Genomic DNA, 23,290 nt, shown 5'->3' on the forward strand with positions numbered 1-23,290 from the left:
TGCTTTTTTATAGTTCTTTTTTACGTTCTAATAGTGCCATGTAAAAACCATCAAATCCTGTGTCTTGGGCAAGGATTTTAGAATCTTTAACAAAGGTAAAGTTTTTACCGTTCTCGGTAGTTAAGAAATGCTTAATTTGTTCCTGATTTTCAGAGGGTAAGACCGAGCAGGTAGCATAAACCAGTTTGCCACCCGGCTTTACAATTTTAGAATAATTTTCTAAAACTTCTGCTTGTACTTTTCTTATATTATCAATAAATTCAGGTTGCAATTTCCATTTGGCATCCGGGTTTCTTTTTAAAACACCTAAGCCACTGCAAGGTGCATCAATTAAGACTCTGTCTGCTTTTTCGTGAAGTTTTTTAATGACTTTGGTTGAATCAATAATCCTGTATTCAATATTGAAAGCGCCGTTTCGTTTGGCTCTTAATTTTAATTGTTTCAGTTTGCTTTCATACAAATCCATGGCAATTAACTGCCCTTTATTTTGCATCAAAGACGCCATGTGTAATGTTTTTCCACCAGCACCGGCACAAGTATCCACCACTCGCATACCCGGTTGTACGTCTAAGAAAGCGGCTACTAATTGGGAAGAAGCATCTTGTACTTCAAACAAACCTTCTTTGAAAGCTTCCGTTAAAAAAACATTGGCTCTTTCTTTTAGTACTAAAGCATCAGGTTGGTCTTTTAAAAATTCCGTTTCGATGTTTAAATCCATTAAAATCGCGCGAAGTTGCTCTTTGGTGGTTTTCAAAGTATTGACACGAAGAATAACTTGAGCTTGTTTGTTTTGTGCGGCAATTTCTTTAGTCCAAATGTCTTCTCCTAATTCTTTTACGCCTAATTCATCCATCCAATCCGGAATAGATTCGCGCATTTTTCTGATTTTGGATAACTCATCAAAACGCCCTTTTATTTTGCGCTCCGGGGTACCTTCCAATTGTCTCCAATCGGGAATCGGATAACCACGTAAAACAGCCCAAACGGCAAATATTCGCCATAATTGGTCTCGGTCAAAAGGTTCTTTTACGCCGGCAATTTCCATGTATAACCTTTTCCAACGTACAATTTCATAGATGGTTTCGGCTACGAACTTCCGGTCGGAGCTTCCCCAACGTTTGTCTTTTTTCAAAGCACGAGCCACAACTTTATCAGCATATTCCCCTTCGTTGAAGATAGCATTTAATGAGTCAATGGTGGTGTAAACTAAATTTCGATGTAATCGCATGGTGTAAAAAAATGAGCCTGCAAAGATATTGGATTTTTGTATATAAAGAAGAAGTATTCTTTAAAACCTTTGTTAAAAGGAATCAAAGAATACTTTTAAGTGTGGACAGGCTTAATATTGTGAGTAGATTCGCTTCATATCGATAATTTCCGGAGCATGAATGACTAATGGAAATTGTTCAATTTTAACCGAACTACTGTCTAAACCAAAACCTTTTTCTTCAGACAAACTGAATTTTTTCATAAAGAAATAGGAGTACATTACTATTTTTTCAAAGAAGTTTAAATCGCTGTCGTTTGATAAGAATTTTTCGGAAAGTACAAATTTGAAATCACCGATGATGTTATTTTTATTCAATGATTCGTATCGACTGGTAATATCTACTTCGCCGTTTTTCACCATATCTTTAATTACTTCTTTGAACATCAAGTTAATTTTGGTTGGTTCTCTAAAGCCTAAATAAAAGTCTATTCGGTATAAATCGTCTTTAATGATTTCATTTACTTTAAACTCTTTACGGTATGGTTCACTCAAAATATTTACGTGGATTAACCAATAAATATCGGCGCGTTTTGGTCTTTTTTGAAGAATAGAATACATTACTTTTTCTTCAATTTCGTCTACGCGATTGGAGTTGGTCATATAAACTAGATGGGTGGCGTATTTTGGAATAGAAAGATCCAAACTTAACTCAGCCAATACTTTTTTATAGGTATCAATTTTGACCATCTTAGTATAGTTCTTGCTGATTTTTTTGGCCAAAAACCAAACAGTCATAATACCGATTAAAACACACGCAATAAATAAAGTTACATAACCTCCATGAGGAAACTTATCTAAATTGGCAATCAAGAAACTAAATTCAATGGCTAAATACAATGTAATTATAGCTCCGATAATGTACCAGGAAACACGTTTCATGATTAAATAATAATTCAGTAATAAGGTAGTCATGATCATACAAAGTACGATGGCTAAGCCGTAAGCCGCCTCCATATTTCCTGATTCTTCAAAATGCAATACGATTCCGATGCAACCCAATAAAAGCAACCAATTTATAGACGGGATGTATAATTGTCCTTTTAAATCGGTTGGGTATTTGATTTTTACCTTTGGCCAGAAATTCAATCGCATGGCCTCATTTATTAAAGTAAAAGAACCACTGATTAAAGCTTGTGAAGCAATAACAGCAGCCATGGTTGCAATTACAATTCCGATAGGCTGGAACCAGTTTTCCATGACTAAATAAAACGGATTGGCATTTTTGCCTCCTAAATTATATAATGTGTCGCCTTGATGTTTAATCAAATAAGCTCCTTGACCGAAGTAATTTAAAACCAAAGTAGCTTTAACAAAAATCCAACTGATACGAATGTTTTTTCGACCACAGTGTCCCATATCGGAATACAAGGCTTCAGCTCCGGTGGTACATAAAAAAACAAAACCTAAAACATAAAACCCATCCGGATGTATACGCAATAACTCGTAGGCATAGTAAGGATTAATAGCTCTAAAAACAGAAAGATTACTGCCAATCTGAATAATACCTAATATACCAAGCATACTAAACCAAATTAACATCATTGGGGCAAAAAACTTACCTACTAATTTGGTTCCGAATTGCTGAATGGTAAACAGTACAACTAAGATAGCAATTACAATAGGCACCGTATTTATTGAAGGATAAAAAGTTCTGATACCTTCAACCGCTGAGGATACGGAAATAGGAGGGGTGATGATTCCATCCGCTAGCAGTGCACTACCTCCAACAATAGCCGGAACGATGAGCCATTTGATTTTTGTTCGTTTCACCAAGGCATACAGCGCAAAAATTCCGCCTTCACCGTGGTTATCAGCACTTAGTGTTATGATTACATATTTAAGCGTAGTTTGTAGTGTCAGTGTCCAAAAGATACAAGATAGGCCTCCTAAAATGATATCCGGATTGATAACATGGTGCAATCCGATTATGGCTTTCATTACGTAGAGTGGGGAAGTCCCAATATCACCATAAATAATTCCTAATGTAACCAGTAATCCGCCTATGGTAAGTTTGCTGTGAAGCTGATGATTATGAGCGCTCATAAATGATTTTTAAAACGGCTACAAATGTACTGTTTTTTTAAAATAATTATTTTTTTAGCGCTTTATTTTTAATGGAATACCCATAAAAAAAATCACCACAATTTGTGGTGATTTTCAGCAACAACTTAAACCTATATTTATTTAACCTAACCTCTTCTGTTTCCTCCGCCATTTCCTCTGGCACTGCCTTGATTTCCTCCACCTGAATTACCTCTTTGGCTTGATATTTCTCTCGGAGCTGAATTGCCTTGAGGCGAATAACTTCTATTGTTCTCCCTTTGTGGAGCACTACTTCTAGGTGATTCATAACTTCTGTTATTTCCTCTAGGTGCACTAGCATTAGTGGTCTCATTTCTTTGATTTGAAAACACACGAGGGGATGCTTCTTGTGTTCTAATCGCTCTTGGAGACTCAGCAATTCCATTATTTCCTCTTGGACTATTTCCGTTTTGACCATAATTTCTTGGAGTAGCATTTCCATTAGACTCTAAAGAACGTGGAGCGTCACTTCTCGGATTGGTTCTCGGCGATTCATTCACAGAAGAATTATCTCTGGTATTTCCACGCTGACTCGGATTTCTTGGAGAATCATTTTTTTTAGTTCCGTTTCCTCTTGTTATTGCACCATTATTGGCATTGCCTCTAGGAGTGTTTACAGCTAATTCATTTCGAGTACCAACAGTTCTTATATTTCTTGTTTTGTCTAACTCATATCGGTTAGCATAACTAGTATTTCTGTGCCCGAAAGAACGATCCGGATAACGGGTTTCATAAGCATTTCCTCTTCTGCCACGATATGAATTATAAGCAGTCTCACATCTTCTGTAATTTACATAATTGTAGTGATGATAATTGTTAATACAAATTCCGATATGACTTCTGTATCTGAAAATCGGATAAGGATTCCAAGTGTAGTAATAAGTTGGATAATAACCCCAATACCAAGTAGAATAGTAAGGACGGTAATTACCTATCCAAAAAGAAGCGTAAATTATCGGAGTTGAAACATATACAGGCTCGTAAATATAATTGGCTCCATACATATACACATCTCCAACCACTTGAACCTGAACTTGATTGTTACGGTCTTTTTGTACTTCAACAGTGGCTACGTCTTGATATGTGTCTCGACCCAAAACCGATTGTATAACAATTAAGTGTGCATTGCCTTCTACGGTTTCAATCACACGTAAATAATCCACTTGGTTGTCTTCGTTTAAATCTAAATTGGAGATTTGTGTCTTTGGATCATTTAATCTTCTTTCAAAGTCTGCTAAGTTTTCAGAATCTCCAAATATAGAAGCAACCGCACGCAAATCTAAATTATCACTGATTTCAGAATTGTTTGCTGTGACCGTAGTTCTATCTTGAGCAAAAACACTTGTAATACTCATAAGCGACAGTATCGATAAAGATAAAATTTTAGTTTTCATAATATAAGTTTTTAATATTGAATAGTTTTTAGTTAATAACCAATTACTGTGCCACTGAATTTTGGTTTTAAGTTTTTAACTAAATATTAACTCAGTCAAAATTTGTATATTCGCTTATATTTCAAGCCTTCCCAATGAAAAAAAAGTTTATTTTTTTTGTACTGTTTTTATTCTTTCTGAGCAATACTTCTCATGCACAAACTTCTCTATCGATTACAATTGATACAGTTTTAAACGAAAAAATAAGTATCAGAGCAATGGTAGTGGATAAGGATAAAGTATGGTATGCCGGAAACAACAATCAAGTAGGTTATTATAATTTTAGAACAGGAGAAAAACTGGAAAAACAAATCAAAAACGATACACTTAAACTGGAATTCAGAAGTATGGCTCAAAATTCAAAAGCTATCTTTATAGCCAATATCGGCAATCCGGCTTTTATATACAAAATGGATAAATCTGATTTAAGTGTGGTAAAAGTATACTCCGAAAATCATGAAAAAGTATTTTACGACAGTATGCACTTTTGGAATGAAAAGGAAGGCATAGCTATTGGTGACCCAACAGAAGATTGTCTATCCATAATAATTACCAGAGATGGGGGTAAATCATGGGAAAAAACAGCTTGTGACAATTTGCCCAAAATAGCTGAAGGAGAAGCTGCTTTTGCGGCCAGCAATACTAACATCTGCATCAAAGGAAATAAGACTTGGGTAGTATCGGGCGGAGTAAAATCAAGAGTTTTTTCTTCTGAAGATAAAGGAATAACATGGAGCGTCACTGAAGTACCAATTGTTCAAGGCAAAGCTATGACAGGAATCTTTACGGCTGATTTTTACAATAAAAACACCGGAATCGTGGCCGGAGGAAATTACGAAGTGCCGGAACAGAATTTTCAAAACAAAGCCATAACAGTTGACGGCGGCAAAACCTGGAACCTCATTGCCGAAAACACCGGATTTGGTTATGCCTCTTGTGTACAATATATACCAAAATCAAAAGGAAAACAAATCGTTACCGTTGGGGCTGGTGGTCTGTATTATTCAGCTGATGGCGGAAACTCATGGAAACAATTGAGTCAAGACAAATCTTTATTTACCATTCGTTTTGCAGATGAACAAACCGCTTTTGCTGCCGGCAAGGACAAAATAATCCGAATAACATTCAAAAAATAAGAGCCCAATGGGGCTCTCTGTTTATTTTCCTAATTTCTTGTCGCGATATTGTTGGAGCAACTTTCTATTAAAGTTTTCTTCTGCTTTTTTGAGTTTTAAAATTTTGACCGGAGAAATGACTCCTTTCAAACTGGTCACAAATTTTTTCTTAGCCTGATATAACTCATCTTCCATGCTTTCCATTTGGCTCAGCATAGCCGAAGCATCTTTTTCGGATAATTTATCAAAAGAATCATCGTCCATTCGGTTTATATAGGCTTTTAATTTTTGTTTTTTAATTTCTTGCTGCTTGTCTTCAAAAGCATTGAACAAGGGCCAAAATTTGGTGGCTTCATCCGGTGTTAATGCCAGTTCATCTGTAATAAAGGCTACTTTTAATGCTTTGATTTGTTCTTTCTTTTCCCGAAGACGACCATTTTGTGCTATAGCAGTCATTGAAATAAAAATTATAAGTAATGTAAATATTTTATTGATTTTCATAGGGTTTAGTCTAAAATATATTGTTCTAAATTGGAGTTGGATTCTAACACTTCTTCAATGTCCTTGTCCTGCAGATTGAAATCAACTTTCATTTTTTCCAAATCTTCTTTATCAAGCAAATTTACAATTTCATCTTCTGAAACTGAAGTGTTATAAGCTAAATAATCTTCTAAAACTGTTGCATCAACGGATTCTTGATTCAAAACATACTGATGATACAAAGGAATTGATATTAATAATACTATCACAGAGGCGGCAACATAATACCATCTTTTTCTTGAACTGAAAATTGAAATAACTTTGGATTCCTGCTTTGGTAACTGCATCAGCACTTTATCCGAAAATGCGTCAAAATAACCCTCAGGTGCTTTAAATCCTGAAGTAATCTTGGGTTCATTATCTAATTTAAAATTATTCATGGCGGTTTGACATATGATAAAGTAAAAGGTTTAATTCGTTTTCATGAAATCTTCAATTTTTTTGACAGCGTGATGATATGATGCTTTCAAAGCACCAACTGAAGTTCCGAGGATTTCAGACATCTCTTCGTATTTAATTTCTTCATAATATCTCATTTTAAAAACCAACTGCTGCTTTTCAGGTAATAGTACAATAGCTTTTTGCAGTTTGAGCTGAATCTCACTTCCGTCAAAATAAGTATCAGCTCTCAAATTATCTACAATTTTACTTTGCATAGCTTCACTGGTAATTCCGTTGCGCTTGGCTTTTTGATTAATAAACGTAATCGATTCGTTAGTGGCTATTCGATACATCCAAGAAAATAATTTGCTGTCGCCTTTAAAATCTTTGAGATACTGAAACACTTTTACAAAGGTATTTTGCAACACATCATCGGCATCGTCATGGTTCAAAACAATGTTTCTGATATGGTAGTATAAGGGACGCTGATATTCGCGTAGGAGCTTTTGAAACGCCTGGTTTTGCGTTTTCGGATTTAATAACTCTTGGATAAAATCCTTTTCTTCCTGCAAAGTATAAATTTAACGGTTGGAATAAAGATAATCGAAAAGGTTTAATCAGTGATAAAATTATGGCGTTTCCACAGAATTAGGACTGGCAACCGAAGAAGTAGCTGTTGGCTGAGCAGACAAAACAGTAGGTTCCGCTATTTCCGCTTTAGGGAAAACCGGAATATAAATTTCGGTAACCCACTTTGAAGGCTGCTTAATATCGTCAATTGTTTTCACATACACTTCGGTATATTTTCCGGCAATGTTTTCTTTTAAATCATTGTCTGCAATATATTTTAGGGCTTTAGACCAAGCTTCCTGAGTATGCGAATAATCGCCAACTAAAGTAGTTTTCAAACAAGTAAACGGCACAATTTCGGCTGAACTCACATCACTTCCCGGCACGACAAATACTTGTTTTTGCGTTGGTGCACAAACCGAAAACGTCACAAAATCATTAGCCACATCATAACGCTCGTATAGTATAAACGGCTTATCCGCCATAGATAATTTATTCTTTTTGAAAAAATGAACCATGCCGGCCATCAAAATTTTAATGTTCTTAGGTACACTTTTAATTTTACAAGAAACCGTTTGCTGCAAACAAAACCCTGAGCTGCGTTGCACTATGCCATTCACTTTAATGGAATAGGTTTTCATCTCATAATCCAGTGTTTTATCCAAATTGCGTAAGCTTTTTTCAAAAGTATCGTTCAATATTGCTGTAACTCCTCCTTTAAAAAAAGTAGTGATTTTGGTAAAAATATCCAGCTGACCACGACTGTGCAGGGTTACTTTGGTACCGCCAACTGTATCCTTGAAGGTCCATGAAACGGTAGCTGTACTGCCGTTAAAATTCATTTTTTGCGAAAGGCTGTCATTTTCTTTGACAAAAACCGTTCTGATAGCTCCATCATCTGAACCATTTTCCCAAGAACAGTTTGCACCGGCACCAACCGTTTTGGCAGGATAAATAAATTTAATCGTATTGCCTTTAATCATATACGAACCAAAGGATTCCCAGTTTTTATAATCGTTAACATAATCAAAAACAGTAGCTCTACGGGCTTTTATTAAACTGCTTTTGGTTACTTTAAAATTTCCTTTTTGGGTAGCAACATAAACCGTTATGCCAATAAAAGCTAAAAGCACCAGCAGGAATATGTATTTCAAAATTCTCATGAATCGATTTTTTGGTGTCACAAAGTTATGAATTTAATGATAGGAAAATAGATTCGTTTTGATATTTACAGATTGTTTATATTTGTTTACAGCCAAATTCAAATTCATGAAAACCACCAGCGAACTTCGAGGCATTTTATTCAGACATTTAGACGGAATTACAACGGCTCCCACAGCTTATTCTCTACACAAGAAAGGAGTATTAGCTTATGTGGCAGAACAACAAAAAGTGTCTTTAACGCAATTGACTGAAAAGTTCAGCGCCAATGAAGGTTATCTCAACGTAGCCTTAAGGGTTCTGGCATCACAAGGCTGGTTGGTGCAAACGATAAATCCTAAAACCGACGAAGTCACTTTTGAGACTAATGCCAAAAGTACTATTGCATTTTCATTGATACCGCTATACGAAGATGTTTTCAATTTAATGCAGTTTACGGAACATTTTCATCCGCGAAAATTTGAAGTCGAGCCTTTTGAAATGCTCAACAATTTGTTTCAAAAATTCAAAGCCAATTTTGGGGTACAATTTTCAGATGATGACAACATTCGTGCTATACAAGAACAAATTTTATATCACATCGAAGGCAATCTGGCGGGCCCAACCATTGTAATGCTTGGCATGACGGGCATGTTTCATAAATACTTTATGGAAACCTCTTTCCGTCCCGAAGAGTTTCACAAAAATCCGGAATGCTTTAAAGAAATATTGGATTTTCTAACGCATTTAAATTGGTTTACCAAAAAAAATGACCATTACCAATTTACCGAAGCGGGCTTGTTTTATGCCAAAAGAGCCACAGCTTATGGTGTAACGGTTTCTTATATTCCAACGTTAAGAAAAATGGATGAACTGCTTTTTGGCAATCCCTCAATACTAAGAAATATTGGAGAACATGATACCGAATTGCATGTCGACAGAGAAATGAACGTGTGGGGCAGTGGAGGAGCACATGCCGAATATTTCAAAATCGTAGACCAAATTATCATCGAATTGTTTAACCGACCTATCGCCGAACAGCCAAAAGGAGTTTTAGATATGGGCTGCGGGAACGGAGCGTTTTTAGAACATATGTTTGATGTAATTGAACGCCAAACCAATCGTGGTAAAATGCTAGACGAACATCCGCTATTCTTAGTCGGAGTTGATTATAACGAAGCCGCTATAAAAGTGACTCGCGCCAATTTAATTAAGGCCGACATTTGGGCTAAAGTCATTTGGGGCGATATCGGAAGACCGCAACTTTTAGCCGAAACGTTGAAAGAAGAGTACAACATCGATCTAAAAGAATTGTTGAATGTCAGAACCTTTTTAGATCATAACCGCATCTGGGAAACCCCAAGGACAATAACGCCTAACAGAGTAAGTTCTTCAACCGGTGCTTTTGCACATCGCGGAAAAAGAATCAGTAATAATCAAGTCGAAGATAATTTATTGGAACACCTTAAAAAATGGGCACCATTTGTAGAAAAATTTGGTTTACTCTTGATAGAATTGCATACCATCGCACCCGAACTCACCGCTAACCATTTGGGTAAAACTGCCGCAACAGCCTATGATGCTACTCACGGTTTTTCCGACCAGTATATAGTAGAGATTGATGTATTGCACAAAATTGCCGCTGAAGCCGGATTATTCTCAGAGGATAAAGTATTTACCAAATTCCCTAATTCAGATTTAGCAACCGTAAGTGTCAATCTTTTAAAAGGAAGATAACTTAATGCTTCATCGTTACTTTGATAACAAACAACATCGCAATAAAAAGCAGAAAAGCAATCAGGATTTTATAACTTCCTTTATAAACCTTGTTGTGTAAGGCTTTGTCTTTTCCGTAAGCAAAATAAGTGGCGATTACAAAAGCTACAAAAAACAGTGCAGCGAATGTCCATTGACCGGTTGTGAACATTTATTTCAAATTTTCAACAAATTTACTCAAATGTATCGGAATGTTGTAATTTGCATTCACTTTAAATTTCAGAAAAATGCAAAAACAACTCAACGCTGTAAAAGAATTTCACACTGCCTTCGGATTGGGCGTAAGCCACGAAATGAGAGGGGATTTAGGCGAGCAAAAAAACCAACTTCGCTTTGATTTAATGAAAGAAGAAAACGAAGAATACTTAGAAGCGGTTCAAAACAATGACATCATCGAAATTGCCGATGCCTTGGGTGACATGCTGTACATTCTTTGCGGTACTATCTTAGAACACGGACTACAACACAAAATTGAAGAAGTGTTTGATGAAATTCAACGCAGCAATATGAGTAAACTAGGGGAAGACGGCAATCCGATTTACCGCGAAGACGGCAAAGTACTTAAAGGCCCAAACTACTTTAAACCAAGTTTTGAAGAAATTTTGAAATAGACCTTTATTTCCCTTTTTCTAAATCACTGATTAGATTTTTCAAACTGTCAACACTGATTCTTTTCCCTCTGATGATTTTGTCTTTGTCTAAAAGATAAATCACAGGAGTAGAGAAGACGTCATATTTTTCGACCGCATTGTTATAGTGGGCACCGTCGTATACATTGATCCAAGGTAATTGATGGTCAGCTATGTACTTCAAGTATTTTTCACCTTCATGCTGCATGTATACACTGAAAATCTTAATGTCTTTGTGCTCTTTCAGTAATTCGTTGTATACGGTAAGTAATTTGGGGATTTCTTTCTGACAGTGACTACAATCCACATCCCAAAAGATAAGTAGCGTATAAGCTGCTTTTACATCGCTCAGCTTGACAAACATTTTATTGACTGCATCGGCATTTTGGTAAAACACCTTGGTCATCTCTTCGCTGTTTTTAGCATTTTCAAATCCCATGGCTTTCATCTTGTCAAAATCCTCCGCCTTAATCATAAACAAGTCCTGAGCAGAAGCGCCTATTAATAATGGTTTAAGTTTATCGGCACGTTTAATGATGCGTTCAATAACATCATCTTCATAGGTGCCCTTGGCTTTGCCGGTTTTAAAATAAGTATCAGACATATATACAAATACTTTGTCTAGCCCCATGATTTCCGACGTTTCGTAAGCATAAGTAAAATGAGCTAGCAGTAATTTATAAAATAAACTCCCCGGTTCAGGTTTATTCATCATTCGGTTAATTTCCACACAAATTGAATCCGGTTGCGCTGGAATCAAAGTGTCAAAATACTTTTTAATTTTTTTATAGAAAAACGGATTACGAAAGGTACCCTCATCACGAAAATTAACTCCATCCCAATAATGCTTTTTATAATAAGTAAAAACAGCAACATCATCCGGCTTTCCTTCTTTGGTTTTCGGAACTTCTTTCAAAACCTTCTCCATCTTAATATTCACCACATCAGCAATATAAGCTCCTTTATTTTTGGCTAAGAAGTTTTCTTCATAATTGACTATGCCTTTTTCAAATTTCAATTGCAAATCAGTTAGTGCCAACGAGTCTTTTTTGGTTTGCAACACAGTTTTTTGTTTGACTTCCTGAAACTCTTTATTCTGTTGGGTAATAAAACGGATATAATCAAAAAAATCATTCTCCATAGCTGAATTTACGGCAGTAAGTGCAGTAAGAATGTTTTCACCGACTTCACTTTTAAGTTCCAGTTTTTGGGTAGTGTCATCAATAAAAAAATCAAAATAAATCGATTTCTGCTGACTCACTAACGAATAAATTCCTTTATCCAATTTGCGTTTACCTTTAAATACTATTTTACCGTTTTTTATACTGGTGCAAGTATCCTTAATCATGGTTTTATCCATTTGATAAAAAGTAAGATACGCCAAACTGTCTTTGCAGTTTTTCATAGTAATGGTAATCTCATAACCCGATTGTGCCGTGCTGTAGAGCGATACCATGCAAAATACAAAACCGAAAAGTAATTTTTTCATAAACAACTTGTTTTGAGTTCTAAAAAATTAAGCCAGTCAAAAATAATTTTTTTTTGAAATAAAGCAATGCCTCAAATTTTAAAGTTTCCTTAAAAAAGAAAAGAGATACGGTTAAGCATCTCTTTCTCATTTATTGTTAAGGGCAATTACGCCATGTTTTCTACATTGGCTTCGGCTAATTTGGCATAAGTACCATTAACCAATTTCTCTCTGATAGCATCAAATGCGGTAAGCGTTTCTTCGATATCAGCCAAAGTGTGCGAAGCGGTTGGAATCATTCGCAATAAGATAATCCCTTTCGGAATTACCGGATAAACCACAATAGACAAGAAGATACCGTAGTTCTCTCTTAAATCATTCACCATTACCATGGCTTCCGGAATAGAACCTTCTAAGTAAACCGGTGTCACACAAGTATTGGTATCGCCAATGTTAAAGCCGTGCGCTTTTAAACCGTTTTGTAACGCATTTACGTTTTCCCAAAGTTTGTCTTTTAAGCTCGGATTGTCACGCAACAATTGTAATCTTTTCAAAGCGCCAACCGTTTGAATCATAGGTAAGGCTTTGGCAAACATTTGTGAACGCAAATTGTATTTTAAGTAATCAATGATATCTTTATCAGCAGCTAAGAAAGCTCCGATACTAGCCATCGATTTAGCAAACGTTGAAAAGTAAACGTCAATTCCGTCCTGACAACCTTGCTCTTCTCCGGCTCCGGCTCCTGTTTTACCAAGGGTACCAAATCCGTGAGCATCATCAACCAACAAACGGAAATTGTATTTTTCTTTCATAGCTACAATTTCTTTCAACTTGCCTTGTTGACCACGCATTCCAAAAACACCTTCGGTAATGAATAAGATTCCACCACCGGTTTCCATTGCCATTTTGGTAGCACGCTGAAGGTTTTTCTCCATGCTTTCCAAGTCATTGTGTTTGTAGGTAAATCGTTTACCCATGTGCAAACGCACGCCGTCAATAATACAAGCGTGAGCATCTACATCATAAACAATGATATCATTTTTAGTAACCAAAGCATCAATAGCCGACATGATTCCTTGGTAACCAAAGTTTAGCAAATAAGCGGACTCTTTCATTACAAAAGCCGCTAATTCTTTTTCCAATTGTTCATGCGCATCAGTGTGACCACTCATCATACGGGCTCCCATTGGGTAGGCCGCTCCATATTTTGCCGCAGCTTCCGTATCGGCTTGGCGTACTTCCGGATGATTGGCTAATCCTAAGTAGTCATTCAAACTCCAGTTTAAAATATCTTTTCCGTGAAATTGCATTCTTGGGCCTAATTCGCCTTCCAATTTTGGAAACACATAATACCCTTCTGCTTGTGAAGCCCATTTTCCTAACGGACCTTTATTGTTTTGTATTCTTTCGAATAAATCTTTTACCATAATCACTTTGTGTTTAAGTCGGTGCAAAAGTAATTATAAATTTAGTTTACTCCTAATCATTATAATCAGAAAATTGTAAACTACAAATTGTTAAAAACCCCATTAAATCAAACCTTACACTAACTGACCAATAGCTTAATAATTTCAAATAAGGTGTCTTTATCCACTGGTTTTGATAAGTATTTATTCATCCCTATTTCAATAACACGGGTCTTTGTGGTCTCCATAACATCGGCCGTTAAAGCAATAATAGGTATTGATTTTTTGTCTTCACCCGCTTCTCCGTTTCGGATGGCTATAGTGGCTTCATAACCATCCATGATTGGCATTTGTAAATCCATTAGTATGATATCATAATCTTTTTGGATAAGTTTTTCAACACCTTCCTGACCATTATTGGCAAAATCAACCGTAGTATTCAGCCACTTTTTAGTAATCATTTTAATTACCATTTGATTCATAGCATTATCTTCTACTACTAAAATAGATTTGCCTTTTAGATCATAGTCGATTGGTTCCGGATGTATTTCAATTGGTTTTTGAACTTCAATGTTTTCATAGGTTAAATCAATGGTGACAACAGTACCTAAATTGATAGTACTGTCGACTTTAATTTTGCCATTATGTAAATTGATTAAATGCTTGACAATATAGAGCCCTAGTCCTAAGCCTCCGTATTTTCTTTTGTTATTGATACTGTCTTGTGAAAACGAATCAAAAATGCTCTTTTCTTTTTCTTTCGAAATCCCTACACCGGTATCACTCACTACAAAAGTCATTTGTACACTATTGTCTTCCTTTTTTTGGGCTTCTAGCTTAAATTTGATAAAACCTTCATGAGTAAATTTAACAGCATTACTCAAAATATTTTGAAGAATCTGACTCGTCCGAGCTAGATCACCTTTTACCATTTGAGGTAAATGCTCTCCTTTTAAAAAACTAAACTCAAGCCCTTTGTCTTTAGCTTGCCGAGCAAAATTATTAGCAATATGTTCTGCAGTAGTAACAATATCAAATTCGGCAAATTCAAGCTTAATTTCATCTTTTTCAATTTTAGAAAAATCTAAAATATCATTTATCGAGTTTAATAAACTATAGGTGGAATATTTGATGATTTGACTGTTACTTTTTATCTGTTCAACATCGGTGTCATTACCAATAACTTTTACCGTATTCAAAATAGCATTCAAAGGAGTACGCAATTCGTGACTGATATTAGATAAGAAATAAGATTTTAATTCATTCATTTCCTCAGATTTTTGAAGGGCTTCGGTTTGCAATTCTTCTCGTTCATTTTTTAGATTACGAATCAAATTAGCCATCGATAGCGAAAGAAAAATCACTTCCAATCCGGTTCCAAGTTTTGAACCATTTTCCGTCCAAAAAGTAAGAGGTAGTATACTGAAATTTTTAAGAATGAAAACAACAAAACCTGCTATAAGAAAGAAAATACCTGTTGCAAAAAAACGATCAATCTTTTTAGTTTTAATGAAAATAATAGCCTGTGATGCAATGATTAATAATAATAAAATTAGCCCAAATCCATTAACGAGCGGATAAGAATAAGCATGTTCAGGAAGTATAAAAAGTGATACTACCAGTAAAAAGTCTATAGCATATAAAACATAAAAAGCTTTGTCTATGTATTTGTTAATTTCCCAAATCTTTAAATACACTTGAGCATATCGGCCCAAGAAAAAATTAGCAAAACAGGCAAAAATTACGACCGCATGTATTGAAAACCAACCAGCATCCGGAGTTATAAATTTATAAAAGTAACCATCTATAGCAAATTGAAGCAATCCTATGAAAACAACGTAGAAGCTGTAAAAAAGGAAAGTTCTGTCTCTCATGGCAAAATAAAAGAAGAAATACAGAATTGCAGCAATAAGCAGTATTCCATAAAAAAAGCCAAAAACAAATTGTTCAAATGTTGTTTCTTCTAAAATATCCTCAGACGAATGAAGCACTAATGGCATAGAGAGCTGCTCACCATCACTTTTAACATGCAAATAATATTCTTGCATTTCGTTGGGTGCGAGATTTATTTTAAATATTGTCTTTCTGACTTTATAACTTCTTTGGTTAAACGGAATAGCATCTCCGCTTATGTATTTGGTTACACTGTTGTCATTTTTTAGGATAAATAATTGTGCAAAGTCAGTTATCGGTCTGGCTGTCTCCAGAAAGTAATTTAATTCATTAGAGGTTGAATTTTTTAATTTAAAACGTATCCAAATGTTGTGATTGGTAAATCCAAAGTCCATGTTTTCCATTGTCATTGGAGAAAACGTGAAGGCTTTGATATTTCTAATTTGATCCAATGACACATCAACTTTCCCTACATCAACATATTCGGCTTTGCTGTATATGGATGTTACCTTTTCAGGGTTTGAAGATTTTAGTATGTATTGGGCAGATATTTTTGGAGATAGAATGAATAAAATTAGTAAGCTAAAGAACGATATCCAATTATTTATAGCAATAGTTTTTCTCATGGGGGCTGTTTAGACAAAATAAATACGAAAATAGAAGAGGAGTGGTTTAAACAAATCTTAAAATAGTCAAAAGTTAGTATTTAATCGGGAAAAAATAATTTTTTGAAAGTAAAATCACAACTAACATGATGCCTCTAATTTATTTTTTGAGAACTGTACTACTTTTATTTTTACAGGCTTGATATTCTTTTCATCTTTGTCTTTCAATAATTAAATTTTGTCATCATGCAACTCGTCTTTGCTTCTAATAACAAAAATAAAATCAAGGAAATACAACTGTTACTCACTGAATCCATTCAAATTTTAAGTCTACAAGACATTGGCTGTTCAGCCGATATTCCCGAAACAGCTGATACTATTGAAGGCAATGCCATTTTAAAAGCCAATTACGTTACTGAAAAGTTCGGGTATAATTGTTTTGCCGATGATTCGGGTTTAGAAGTACAAGCTCTAAACGGTGAGCCCGGTGTATATTCTGCACGTTATGCCGGCGAACAAAAGAACGATAATGACAATATGGATAAATTGTTGGAGGCTTTGAAAGATAAAACCAACCGAAAGGCCAATTTCAAAACAGTCATTTGTTTAAATCTAAATGGGAAACAACACCTTTTTACCGGAATCATCAACGGTAAAATTATCGAAGAAAAAACAGGAAATAATGGCTTTGGCTACGACCCGGTTTTTGTACCCGAAGGTTACGCTAAAACCTTTGCAGAGTTGACCATAACCGAGAAATCAGCCATAAGTCACCGCGGCCTAGCAGTAAAGCAATTAGTTGATTTTTTGAAATAAAAACCACGTTTCTCGACTTATCCCTAATCCCTTTCCCAATACCGATTTTGTAACTATTTAATTATCAATACGTAACAAATTAGGGTATATGGTATTTATAGCCTACCTTTGCACCCAATTTAAAATACAATATGAATAAATTTGAACAATTAGGTCTGAATGAATCGTTACTGCTGGCGATCAAAGATCTAGGATTTGAGAATCCGTCAGAAGTGCAAGAAAAAGCGATTCCGGTACTATTGGAACAAAACACTGACTTAGTAGCTTTAGCACAAACAGGAACAGGGAAAACGGCAGCATTTGGTTTTCCGCTAATTCAAAAATTAGACGCCGAAGACAGAAGTACGCAAGCGTTAATTTTATCCCCAACCCGTGAGCTTTGCTTACAAATCACCAACGAAATTAAACAATACTCAAAATATGTAAAGGGTTTACATACAGTGGCAGTTTATGGTGGTGCAAGCATTACAGAACAAGCCCGAGAGGTAAAACGTGGAGCACAAATTATTGTGGCTACTCCCGGTAGAATGCAAGACATGATTAATCGTGGTCTTGTTAACATTAAAAACATCAATTTCTGTATTCTGGACGAAGCAGACGAAATGTTAAACATGGGATTCTATGAAGATATCGTTTCGATATTATCAGACACTCCCGATGAGAAAAACACTTGGTTGTTTTCAGCCACCATGCCTGCAGAGGTAGCACGAATTGCTAAAAAATTCATGCACGATCCGGCTGAAGTAACCGTAGGAACTAAAAACTCAGGCTCAAAAACAGTATCGCACGAATTTTACTGTGTAAATGCCCGTGACCGTTACGAAGCACTGAAAAGATTAGCTGATGCTAATCCGGACATCTTCTCGGTAGTATTCTGTAGAACTAAAAGAGACACGCAAGCTGTAGCCGAAAAACTTATTGAAGACGGTTACAATGCAGCGGCTTTACACGGCGATTTATCTCAAGCACAACGTGATGGGGTTATGAAATCGTTCCGTGGACGTCAAATTCAAATGTTGGTGGCAACAGACGTTGCGGCTCGTGGAATTGACGTAGATAACATTACTCACGTAGTAAACTATCAGTTGCCGGATGAAATTGAAACCTACAATCACCGTTCTGGCCGTACAGGTCGTGCCGGTAAGTTGGGTACTTCTATCGTAATCATCACCAAAAGTGAATTGCGTAAAATCTCGGCTATCGAAAGAATCATCCAACAAAAATTCGAAGAGAAAACTATTCCTAGCGGAATTGAAATCTGCGAAATCCAATTATTACACTTAGCCAACAAAATCAAAGATACCGAGGTAGATCACGAAATTGACAACTACCTTCCGGCTATCAACGAAGTACTTGACGGTTTATCAAAAGAAGAACTAATCAAGAAAATGGTATCCGTTGAATTCAACCGATTCATTGCTTACTACAAAAAGAAACGTGACTTATCTGGTGAAAAAGGAGAAAGAAGCGAAAGAGGTTCGGAACCGAGAGAAATCAGAGCCGGAGACCCTGTTCGTTACTTTGTAAACATTGGCGCACGCGACGATTTCGATTGGATGCAGTTGAAAGATTTCTTAAAAGAAACGTTAGATTTAGGTCGCGATGACGTATTCAAAGTGGATGTAAAAGAGGGGTTCTCTTTCTTCAACACTGATGGCGAACATACTGAAAAAGTAATGTCAATACTTAACGGTTTCGATTTAAACGGAAGACGTATAAACGTTGAGATTTCTAAAAATGATGGCGGAAGTCGTGAGCGTCGTGACCACAACGGAAGAAGTAGTGGTGGTGAAAGAAGAAGCTCAGGCGGATTTGGCGGCAGAAGTTCAGCTCCAAGAAGCGGTGGCGGTAGCTTTGGCCCAAGAAAAGAAGGTGGTTTCCGTAGCGACAGAAATTCATCTCCAAGAGAAGGCGGATTCAAAAAAGAACCGGGTTCTTTTCAAAGAGAAGAAAGAGCCCCAAGACGTTCTTCTGAAGGAAATTCAGAAAGACCGGCCGGACGCTCTTTTGAAGCAGCCAAAAACAGAAGACCAAGAAGAAGTTAATACTTCTAATCTATAGCATGCCAACTCCGTTTTTACTCACCAAGTGGGATAAAAACGGAGTTTTTTTATTCCCAAATCCCAAATTCATAATTCCTAATTCGTAATTCCTAATTCTTAATTAGAACAATAGAGGTGAAAACCTTGTTTACAAAGGTGTATACTTCATTTTGTTAATTTTGTTCTAATTCTCTAAACAAACACTAAAATATCTTAAAAGAGTTTCATACTTTTAAACCATCAAAAACTGCCATGAGATATTTTACCGTTTTACTTTTTATTCTTTTCTCCTTAAGTGCCGCAGCACAAGACAATCCGATTGTTCAAAAGGTTACCGGAACCATCATCAATGACAACTCACTGTTACCCATTGCCAATGCCAATGTTATTAATGTCAATAAGGTTAAAGGAGTCGTAACTAACGGTAAAGGTTTTTTTGAATTAGAAGTCAGTGTAAGCGATACGTTGCACATTTCCATTTTAGGCTATCAATCCCTACGCATAAGAGTGACCAATGACTGGTTGAAAAACGGTACAGCCAAAATAATGCTGACCGAAAAAGCCATTGCCCTAGAAGAAGTTATCGTAAAAAAGTATGATTTAACCGGCTACCTCGAAGTAGATACCAAATTAATTCCCGAAAAAGAAAATTACCGTTACAGCATTTCCGGGCTGCCACAAGGTTATGAAGCTGGGGAAAGTTCGCCCAACGCTTTTACCCGCGTTTTAGGGTCTATCTTCAATCCCGCCGATGCACTCTATAATTTCTTTGGCAAAAAACCTAAAGAGCTCAAGAAATTAAAAGCCATGAAAAAGGATGATACCGTGCGCAATCTGTTAGAATCAAAGTTTGACAGAGAAACGATTTCAGTATTATTAGGCATAGATAAAAAAGAAATTGCTGAAATACTCCAACATTGTAATTACTCCGAATCGTTCATCAAAACCGCCAATGATTTGCAAATCATGGACGCTATCAGCGAGTGCTACGAACAGTATAAGGTCTTAAAGAAAAAGTAGTGTTCGCTTTTTTGAAAGAATATAAAAAAACACTATGGCAACTCTTTTTTGCATGGTTTTTTATATTGATGTTCAAAATTACTTTAAAATATAGTTCTTTTGACTCAAATGTTGCTTTTCTTCAAATAAAACAGACTGAAGTCAATTCGGTTTTTCTTTATCTTTTTATTTTTTATGTACATGTCTGCTCGGCTATTTTTTCCTTATTAGCTGGTTTTACACAATTTGACAACCATATTTTAATAACTAAAAAAGGGATTCATAAAGCCATAGGAAAATGCTATGTCATAGTAGTATTGTTTCTTGCAGCACCTTCCGGTTTCTTTATAGGTTTATTTGCGAATGGGGGGGTTATGCTAAAATTTCTTTTGTTGCATTGGCTGTTCTTTGGTTTTATTTCACACTAAAAGCTTTTTTAGCTATAAAAAAAGGAAACGTTAATCGGCATAAAAAGTGGATGCTGCGTAGTTTTGCTTTGGCATTTTCAGCTATAACTTTGCGCTTGTGGAAAGTCATTTTGGTATATTTGTTTCATCCGGCTCCTATGGATGTGTATCAGGTTATTGCTTGGCTGGGATGGATTCCAAATCTTATTGTGATTGAATATTATATTTTTAAAACTCAAAACCAATGAAAAAAGCAGTTGTTTTTTTAGTGTTGTTTTTCTTTTTCTCTTGTAAAAAAGAGAAACCTGAAGTGGTCGATTCTATTGTGAAAGTAGATACTAATCAAGCATTATATGGAAATTGGGTAGGCGATTTTGTTGTTGTTGAAAGCGATAGTTTAGTTGAAGAAACGGGTTATATGTTTACCAACAAAATAAATCTAGTCATCAAGAAAATTGAAAACAATAAGGTTTACGGACAAAGCATAGTAGCTGGTAATTCCAGACCGTTACTGGGCGAGATTACAACGGTCAACGGTAAGCCTGGTTTTATTTTGAAGGAACCGGGAGACAGAAAGGATGATGGTCGATTTGAGTTTACTTTTTTCAATGATACCATAAAAGGAAAATGGTTGGCAAACGATAAAAAAAAATATCCGGTTTGGGAACGTGGATTTGTATTAACCAAACAAGTGTTTAGATACAATCCCAAACTAATGCTGCCCGAAGATGGTGATTATATTGATTGGTTCAGCGGAAGAACAGACAGTATTGCAGAGCCGGGTGAGGAAGCACTATATAGTGAACTGTACCGCAGTGCCTCAGATGTTATAACCAAGTTGAATGCTTCTACAACTATATTAAATGAAAGTGATTTGAAAAACTTAAAGAAGTTAGAACTTGAAATTATCCGCAATACCATTTTTGCCCGACATGGTTATACTTTTAAAAAGAAAAGCTTCCGACAGTTTTTTGATCCGGTAGATTGGTATATTCCGGTTACCGATGATATGTCAGGCAAACTGACCTTAATTGAGCAAAAAATATTGTTTTATTAAATCGCTTTCAAAAATATGCCGAAGATAATTATGATAGTTTTGGACGATAGTTATGGCTTTGAATAATAGCGTTCCTCAATTCGTTTAATATCTTTTATCGAATTCTTTGCCCAAAGCAACCGCTTCTCCAACAATTCCTCTTCACTGAGTTGCCAAGCTACATTCGATTGACGTAGGCGAGTGGTAATATCCTGAATGATAATAGCTGCAGAAACCGATATATTCAAACTCTCTGTAAAACCTACCATCGGTATTTTCAAAAATCCATCGGCCTGAGCCATTACTTCCGCTGAAAGACCTTCTTTTTCAGTACCAAAAAATAAGGCACTTTTTTGACTGATGTCAAATTCATGCAACAAACACGAATCATTATGCGGCGTAGTAGCAATGATCTGATACCCTTTACTTTTAAGCGTTTGAATGCAATCGCCAATGGTGTCAAACTTGTTAATGTCCACCCATTTCTGAGCTCCCATCGCAATTTCCTTGTCAATGTTTTTGCCAAAACGTTGCTCGACTATATTAATTTCCTGTATCCCAAAAACTTCACAACTACGCATCACCGCACTGGTATTGTGAAATTGGTACACATCTTCCACAGCAATGGTAAAATGATTGGTTCGGTTAGCCAGTACGTTGGCAAATCGCTCTTTGCGGTTATCCGTTAAAAATTCTTCAAGGTAAGCAAGATAGTTATGATCCATCGCGGTAGTCATTTTGCCAAAAATACTAATTTGTCTACTCATGAACAAATAGCACTCCGGAAGAAAAGAATACCCTGTTTTTAATTTCTCTAGATTGCCTCTAGATTGCTTCTAGATTGCCGCTAGATTGCTGCTAGAGTGCCACAACATTGCGGCAAGACCTTTTCATAGTGCCATAATGGCTATGTATTATCGGGATTATTAATCAAAACGGCTATTTTTGAAGGTAAAATAAACTGTGATGAAAAAGAAAGTAGTCGTATTAACCGGTGCCGGAATTTCAGCCGAAAGCGGTATCAAAACCTTTCGTGATGCCGATGGTTTATGGGAAGGTCATGATGTGATGGAGGTAGCCTCTTATGAGGGTTGGCTCAAAAACAAAGCTTTAGTGCTCGACTTTTACAACCAAAGAAGAAGACAACTCAAAGAAGTAATCCCCAATAACGGTCATTTGGGGTTAGCCAAATTAGAAAAAGACTTTGAGGTGCACATCGTCACACAAAACGTAGACAACCTACACGAGCAGGCGGGGAGTAGTAACGTTTTGCATTTGCATGGCGAGTTGCTGAAGGTGCGCGGCGACTACCCTTTGGCAAAACATATTTTAGATTGGTCTTCTGATTTGCACATAGGAGATAAAGATATTGATGGGCATCAGTTACGACCCCACATTGTTTGGTTTGGTGAAATGGTACCTGCTTTAGACGAAGCGGTAAGTATCACACAACAAGCTGATTATTTAGTAGTAATTGGCACTTCACTTCAGGTATATCCCGCGGCGGGTTTGATGCATTATGCCAATAAAAATGTTCCGGTTTTTTACATCGACCCCAAGCCGGCCACCATTTACGATTTACAAAATCCGTTAGAAATCATTCCGATGAATGCCACCGATGGTGTGCCTTTTTTGAAAGAAAAATTGATGTCGTTAAAATGAAAAAACTCATAACTCATAAC

Annotated in this window: 20 protein-coding genes and 1 pseudogene; 9 read left to right on the forward strand and 12 right to left on the reverse strand. The window is 36.2% G+C overall.

Translation table 11 applies throughout. The features are described from left to right. Positions 1-7 precede the first annotated feature (7 nt). From GUU89_RS11965 to GUU89_RS11975, 3 genes are all read right to left on the reverse strand, one after another. The gene (locus tag GUU89_RS11965) at positions 8-1,228 is read right to left on the reverse strand and encodes an RsmB/NOP family class I SAM-dependent RNA methyltransferase (RefSeq protein WP_162128137.1); all 1,221 of its coding nucleotides are present in this window, start codon (positions 1,226-1,228) and stop codon (positions 8-10) included. Between the two features lie 111 nt (positions 1,229-1,339). Further along, positions 1,340-3,313 carry a KUP/HAK/KT family potassium transporter gene (locus tag GUU89_RS11970; protein WP_162128138.1) on the reverse strand — a complete coding sequence of 658 codons (1,974 nt, stop codon included), beginning with the start codon at positions 3,311-3,313 and terminating at the stop codon, positions 1,340-1,342. A gap of 146 nt (positions 3,314-3,459) precedes the next feature. Then, positions 3,460-4,746, reverse strand: coding sequence for a hypothetical protein (locus GUU89_RS11975; RefSeq protein WP_162128139.1), 1,287 nt, complete (start codon positions 4,744-4,746; stop codon positions 3,460-3,462). A 134-nt stretch (positions 4,747-4,880) separates the two neighbouring features. Here GUU89_RS11975 and GUU89_RS11980 point away from each other — a divergent pair, with 134 nt between their 5' ends. Beyond that, on the forward strand, positions 4,881-5,921 hold the full coding sequence (locus GUU89_RS11980; protein ID WP_162128140.1) for a sialidase family protein: 1,041 nt from the start codon (positions 4,881-4,883) through the stop codon (positions 5,919-5,921). 21 nt (positions 5,922-5,942) lie between these two features. On the opposite strand, the gene GUU89_RS11985 is transcribed toward GUU89_RS11980, so the two are convergent. From GUU89_RS11985 to GUU89_RS12000, 4 genes are read right to left on the reverse strand one after another with little or no spacing between them, the layout of a single operon-like run. Further along, complete coding sequence (locus GUU89_RS11985; RefSeq protein WP_235922033.1) at positions 5,943-6,356, reverse strand: sensor of ECF-type sigma factor; 414 nt, start codon at positions 6,354-6,356, stop codon at positions 5,943-5,945. Positions 6,357-6,406: 50 nt separating this feature from the next. After that, a complete protein-coding gene (locus GUU89_RS11990; protein WP_162128142.1) occupies positions 6,407-6,820 on the reverse strand; it encodes a hypothetical protein in 414 nt (137 codons plus the stop codon). A gap of 30 nt (positions 6,821-6,850) precedes the next feature. Further along, positions 6,851-7,393: an RNA polymerase sigma factor gene (locus GUU89_RS11995; protein ID WP_162128143.1), complete on the reverse strand. Its 543-nt coding sequence runs from the start codon at positions 7,391-7,393 to the stop codon at positions 6,851-6,853. 57 nt (positions 7,394-7,450) lie between these two features. Further along, complete coding sequence (locus GUU89_RS12000; protein WP_162128144.1) at positions 7,451-8,554, reverse strand: GyrI-like domain-containing protein; 1,104 nt, start codon at positions 8,552-8,554, stop codon at positions 7,451-7,453. 106 nt (positions 8,555-8,660) lie between these two features. Between GUU89_RS12000 and GUU89_RS12005 the strand changes: the two genes are divergently transcribed. Next, entirely contained in the window at positions 8,661-10,268 is a 1,608-nt protein-coding gene (locus GUU89_RS12005; protein ID WP_162128145.1) for a class I SAM-dependent methyltransferase, read from the forward strand. Between the two features lies 1 nt (position 10,269). Here GUU89_RS12005 and GUU89_RS12010 read toward each other — a convergent pair whose 3' ends face one another. Beyond that, positions 10,270-10,458, reverse strand: a complete 189-nt coding sequence (locus GUU89_RS12010) for a hypothetical protein (protein ID WP_162128146.1) — start codon at positions 10,456-10,458, stop codon at positions 10,270-10,272. Between the two features lie 76 nt (positions 10,459-10,534). On the opposite strand from GUU89_RS12010, the gene GUU89_RS12015 reads away from it, so the two are divergent. Next, positions 10,535-10,918 (forward strand): pyrophosphohydrolase domain-containing protein, encoded by a 384-nt coding sequence (locus GUU89_RS12015; RefSeq protein ID WP_162128147.1) that lies wholly within the window; start codon positions 10,535-10,537, stop codon positions 10,916-10,918. A gap of 4 nt (positions 10,919-10,922) precedes the next feature. Here GUU89_RS12015 and GUU89_RS12020 read toward each other — a convergent pair whose 3' ends face one another. From GUU89_RS12020 to GUU89_RS12030, 3 genes are all read right to left on the reverse strand, one after another. Further along, positions 10,923-12,425, reverse strand: coding sequence for a thioredoxin-like domain-containing protein (locus GUU89_RS12020; protein ID WP_162128148.1), 1,503 nt, complete (start codon positions 12,423-12,425; stop codon positions 10,923-10,925). Positions 12,426-12,571: 146 nt separating this feature from the next. Further along, a complete protein-coding gene (locus tag GUU89_RS12025; RefSeq protein WP_162128149.1) occupies positions 12,572-13,831 on the reverse strand; it encodes an aminotransferase class I/II-fold pyridoxal phosphate-dependent enzyme in 1,260 nt (419 codons plus the stop codon). A 119-nt stretch (positions 13,832-13,950) separates the two neighbouring features. Then, a complete protein-coding gene (locus GUU89_RS12030) occupies positions 13,951-16,329 on the reverse strand; it encodes a hybrid sensor histidine kinase/response regulator (RefSeq protein WP_162128150.1) in 2,379 nt (792 codons plus the stop codon). Positions 16,330-16,554: 225 nt separating this feature from the next. Here GUU89_RS12030 and GUU89_RS12035 point away from each other — a divergent pair, with 225 nt between their 5' ends. From GUU89_RS12035 to GUU89_RS12055, 5 genes and pseudogenes are all read left to right on the forward strand, one after another. Further along, positions 16,555-17,124, forward strand: a complete 570-nt coding sequence (locus GUU89_RS12035; protein ID WP_162128151.1) for a non-canonical purine NTP diphosphatase — start codon at positions 16,555-16,557, stop codon at positions 17,122-17,124. 131 nt (positions 17,125-17,255) lie between these two features. Continuing rightward, a complete protein-coding gene (locus GUU89_RS12040) occupies positions 17,256-19,169 on the forward strand; it encodes a DEAD/DEAH box helicase (RefSeq protein WP_162128152.1) in 1,914 nt (637 codons plus the stop codon). 249 nt (positions 19,170-19,418) lie between these two features. Beyond that, positions 19,419-20,186, forward strand: coding sequence for a carboxypeptidase-like regulatory domain-containing protein (locus tag GUU89_RS12045; protein WP_162128153.1), 768 nt, complete (start codon positions 19,419-19,421; stop codon positions 20,184-20,186). Positions 20,187-20,254: 68 nt separating this feature from the next. After that, positions 20,255-20,820: pseudogene (locus GUU89_RS15430) on the forward strand (DUF2306 domain-containing protein). Beyond that, the gene (locus GUU89_RS12055; RefSeq protein ID WP_162128154.1) at positions 20,817-21,629 is read left to right on the forward strand and encodes a YARHG domain-containing protein; all 813 of its coding nucleotides are present in this window, start codon (positions 20,817-20,819) and stop codon (positions 21,627-21,629) included. Before GUU89_RS15430 ends, GUU89_RS12055 begins: the two are co-directional and overlap by 4 nt. A 50-nt stretch (positions 21,630-21,679) precedes the next feature. Here the strand turns inward: GUU89_RS12055 and GUU89_RS12060 are convergent, their stop codons facing one another. Next, the gene (locus GUU89_RS12060) at positions 21,680-22,375 is read right to left on the reverse strand and encodes a TrmH family RNA methyltransferase (RefSeq protein ID WP_235922035.1); all 696 of its coding nucleotides are present in this window, start codon (positions 22,373-22,375) and stop codon (positions 21,680-21,682) included. Between the two features lie 199 nt (positions 22,376-22,574). Between GUU89_RS12060 and GUU89_RS12065 the strand changes: the two genes are divergently transcribed. Continuing rightward, positions 22,575-23,270, forward strand: coding sequence for an SIR2 family NAD-dependent protein deacylase (locus GUU89_RS12065; protein ID WP_162128155.1), 696 nt, complete (start codon positions 22,575-22,577; stop codon positions 23,268-23,270). Positions 23,271-23,290 lie beyond the last annotated feature (20 nt).

It is taken from the genome of Flavobacterium phycosphaerae, from assembly GCF_010119235.1.
In the GTDB taxonomy this organism is placed as follows: Bacteria; Bacteroidota; Bacteroidia; order Flavobacteriales; family Flavobacteriaceae; genus Flavobacterium; species Flavobacterium phycosphaerae.

Bases quoted from the DNA above. Each gene is read 5' to 3' on its own strand.
- GUU89_RS11965 (WP_162128137.1), bottom strand. From the start codon at position 1,228: ATGCGATTACATCGAAATTTAGTTTACACCACCATTGACTCATTAAAT.
- GUU89_RS11970 (WP_162128138.1), bottom strand. From the start codon at position 3,313: ATGAGCGCTCATAATCATCAGCTTCACAGCAAACTTACCATAGGCGGA.
- GUU89_RS11975 (WP_162128139.1), bottom strand. From the start codon at position 4,746: ATGAAAACTAAAATTTTATCTTTATCGATACTGTCGCTTATGAGTATT.
- GUU89_RS11980 (WP_162128140.1), top strand. From the start codon at position 4,881: ATGAAAAAAAAGTTTATTTTTTTTGTACTGTTTTTATTCTTTCTGAGC.
- GUU89_RS11985 (WP_235922033.1), bottom strand. From the start codon at position 6,356: ATGACTGCTATAGCACAAAATGGTCGTCTTCGGGAAAAGAAAGAACAA.
- GUU89_RS11990 (WP_162128142.1), bottom strand. From the start codon at position 6,820: ATGAATAATTTTAAATTAGATAATGAACCCAAGATTACTTCAGGATTT.
- GUU89_RS12000 (WP_162128144.1), bottom strand. From the start codon at position 8,554: ATGAGAATTTTGAAATACATATTCCTGCTGGTGCTTTTAGCTTTTATT.
- GUU89_RS12005 (WP_162128145.1), top strand. From the start codon at position 8,661: ATGAAAACCACCAGCGAACTTCGAGGCATTTTATTCAGACATTTAGAC.
- GUU89_RS12010 (WP_162128146.1), bottom strand. From the start codon at position 10,458: ATGTTCACAACCGGTCAATGGACATTCGCTGCACTGTTTTTTGTAGCT.
- GUU89_RS12015 (WP_162128147.1), top strand. From the start codon at position 10,535: ATGCAAAAACAACTCAACGCTGTAAAAGAATTTCACACTGCCTTCGGA.
- GUU89_RS12020 (WP_162128148.1), bottom strand. From the start codon at position 12,425: ATGAAAAAATTACTTTTCGGTTTTGTATTTTGCATGGTATCGCTCTAC.
- GUU89_RS12025 (WP_162128149.1), bottom strand. From the start codon at position 13,831: ATGGTAAAAGATTTATTCGAAAGAATACAAAACAATAAAGGTCCGTTA.
- GUU89_RS12030 (WP_162128150.1), bottom strand. From the start codon at position 16,329: ATGAGAAAAACTATTGCTATAAATAATTGGATATCGTTCTTTAGCTTA.
- GUU89_RS12035 (WP_162128151.1), top strand. From the start codon at position 16,555: ATGCAACTCGTCTTTGCTTCTAATAACAAAAATAAAATCAAGGAAATA.
- GUU89_RS12040 (WP_162128152.1), top strand. From the start codon at position 17,256: ATGAATAAATTTGAACAATTAGGTCTGAATGAATCGTTACTGCTGGCG.
- GUU89_RS12045 (WP_162128153.1), top strand. From the start codon at position 19,419: ATGAGATATTTTACCGTTTTACTTTTTATTCTTTTCTCCTTAAGTGCC.
- GUU89_RS12055 (WP_162128154.1), top strand. From the start codon at position 20,817: ATGAAAAAAGCAGTTGTTTTTTTAGTGTTGTTTTTCTTTTTCTCTTGT.
- GUU89_RS12060 (WP_235922035.1), bottom strand. From the start codon at position 22,375: ATGAGTAGACAAATTAGTATTTTTGGCAAAATGACTACCGCGATGGAT.
- GUU89_RS12065 (WP_162128155.1), top strand. From the start codon at position 22,575: ATGAAAAAGAAAGTAGTCGTATTAACCGGTGCCGGAATTTCAGCCGAA.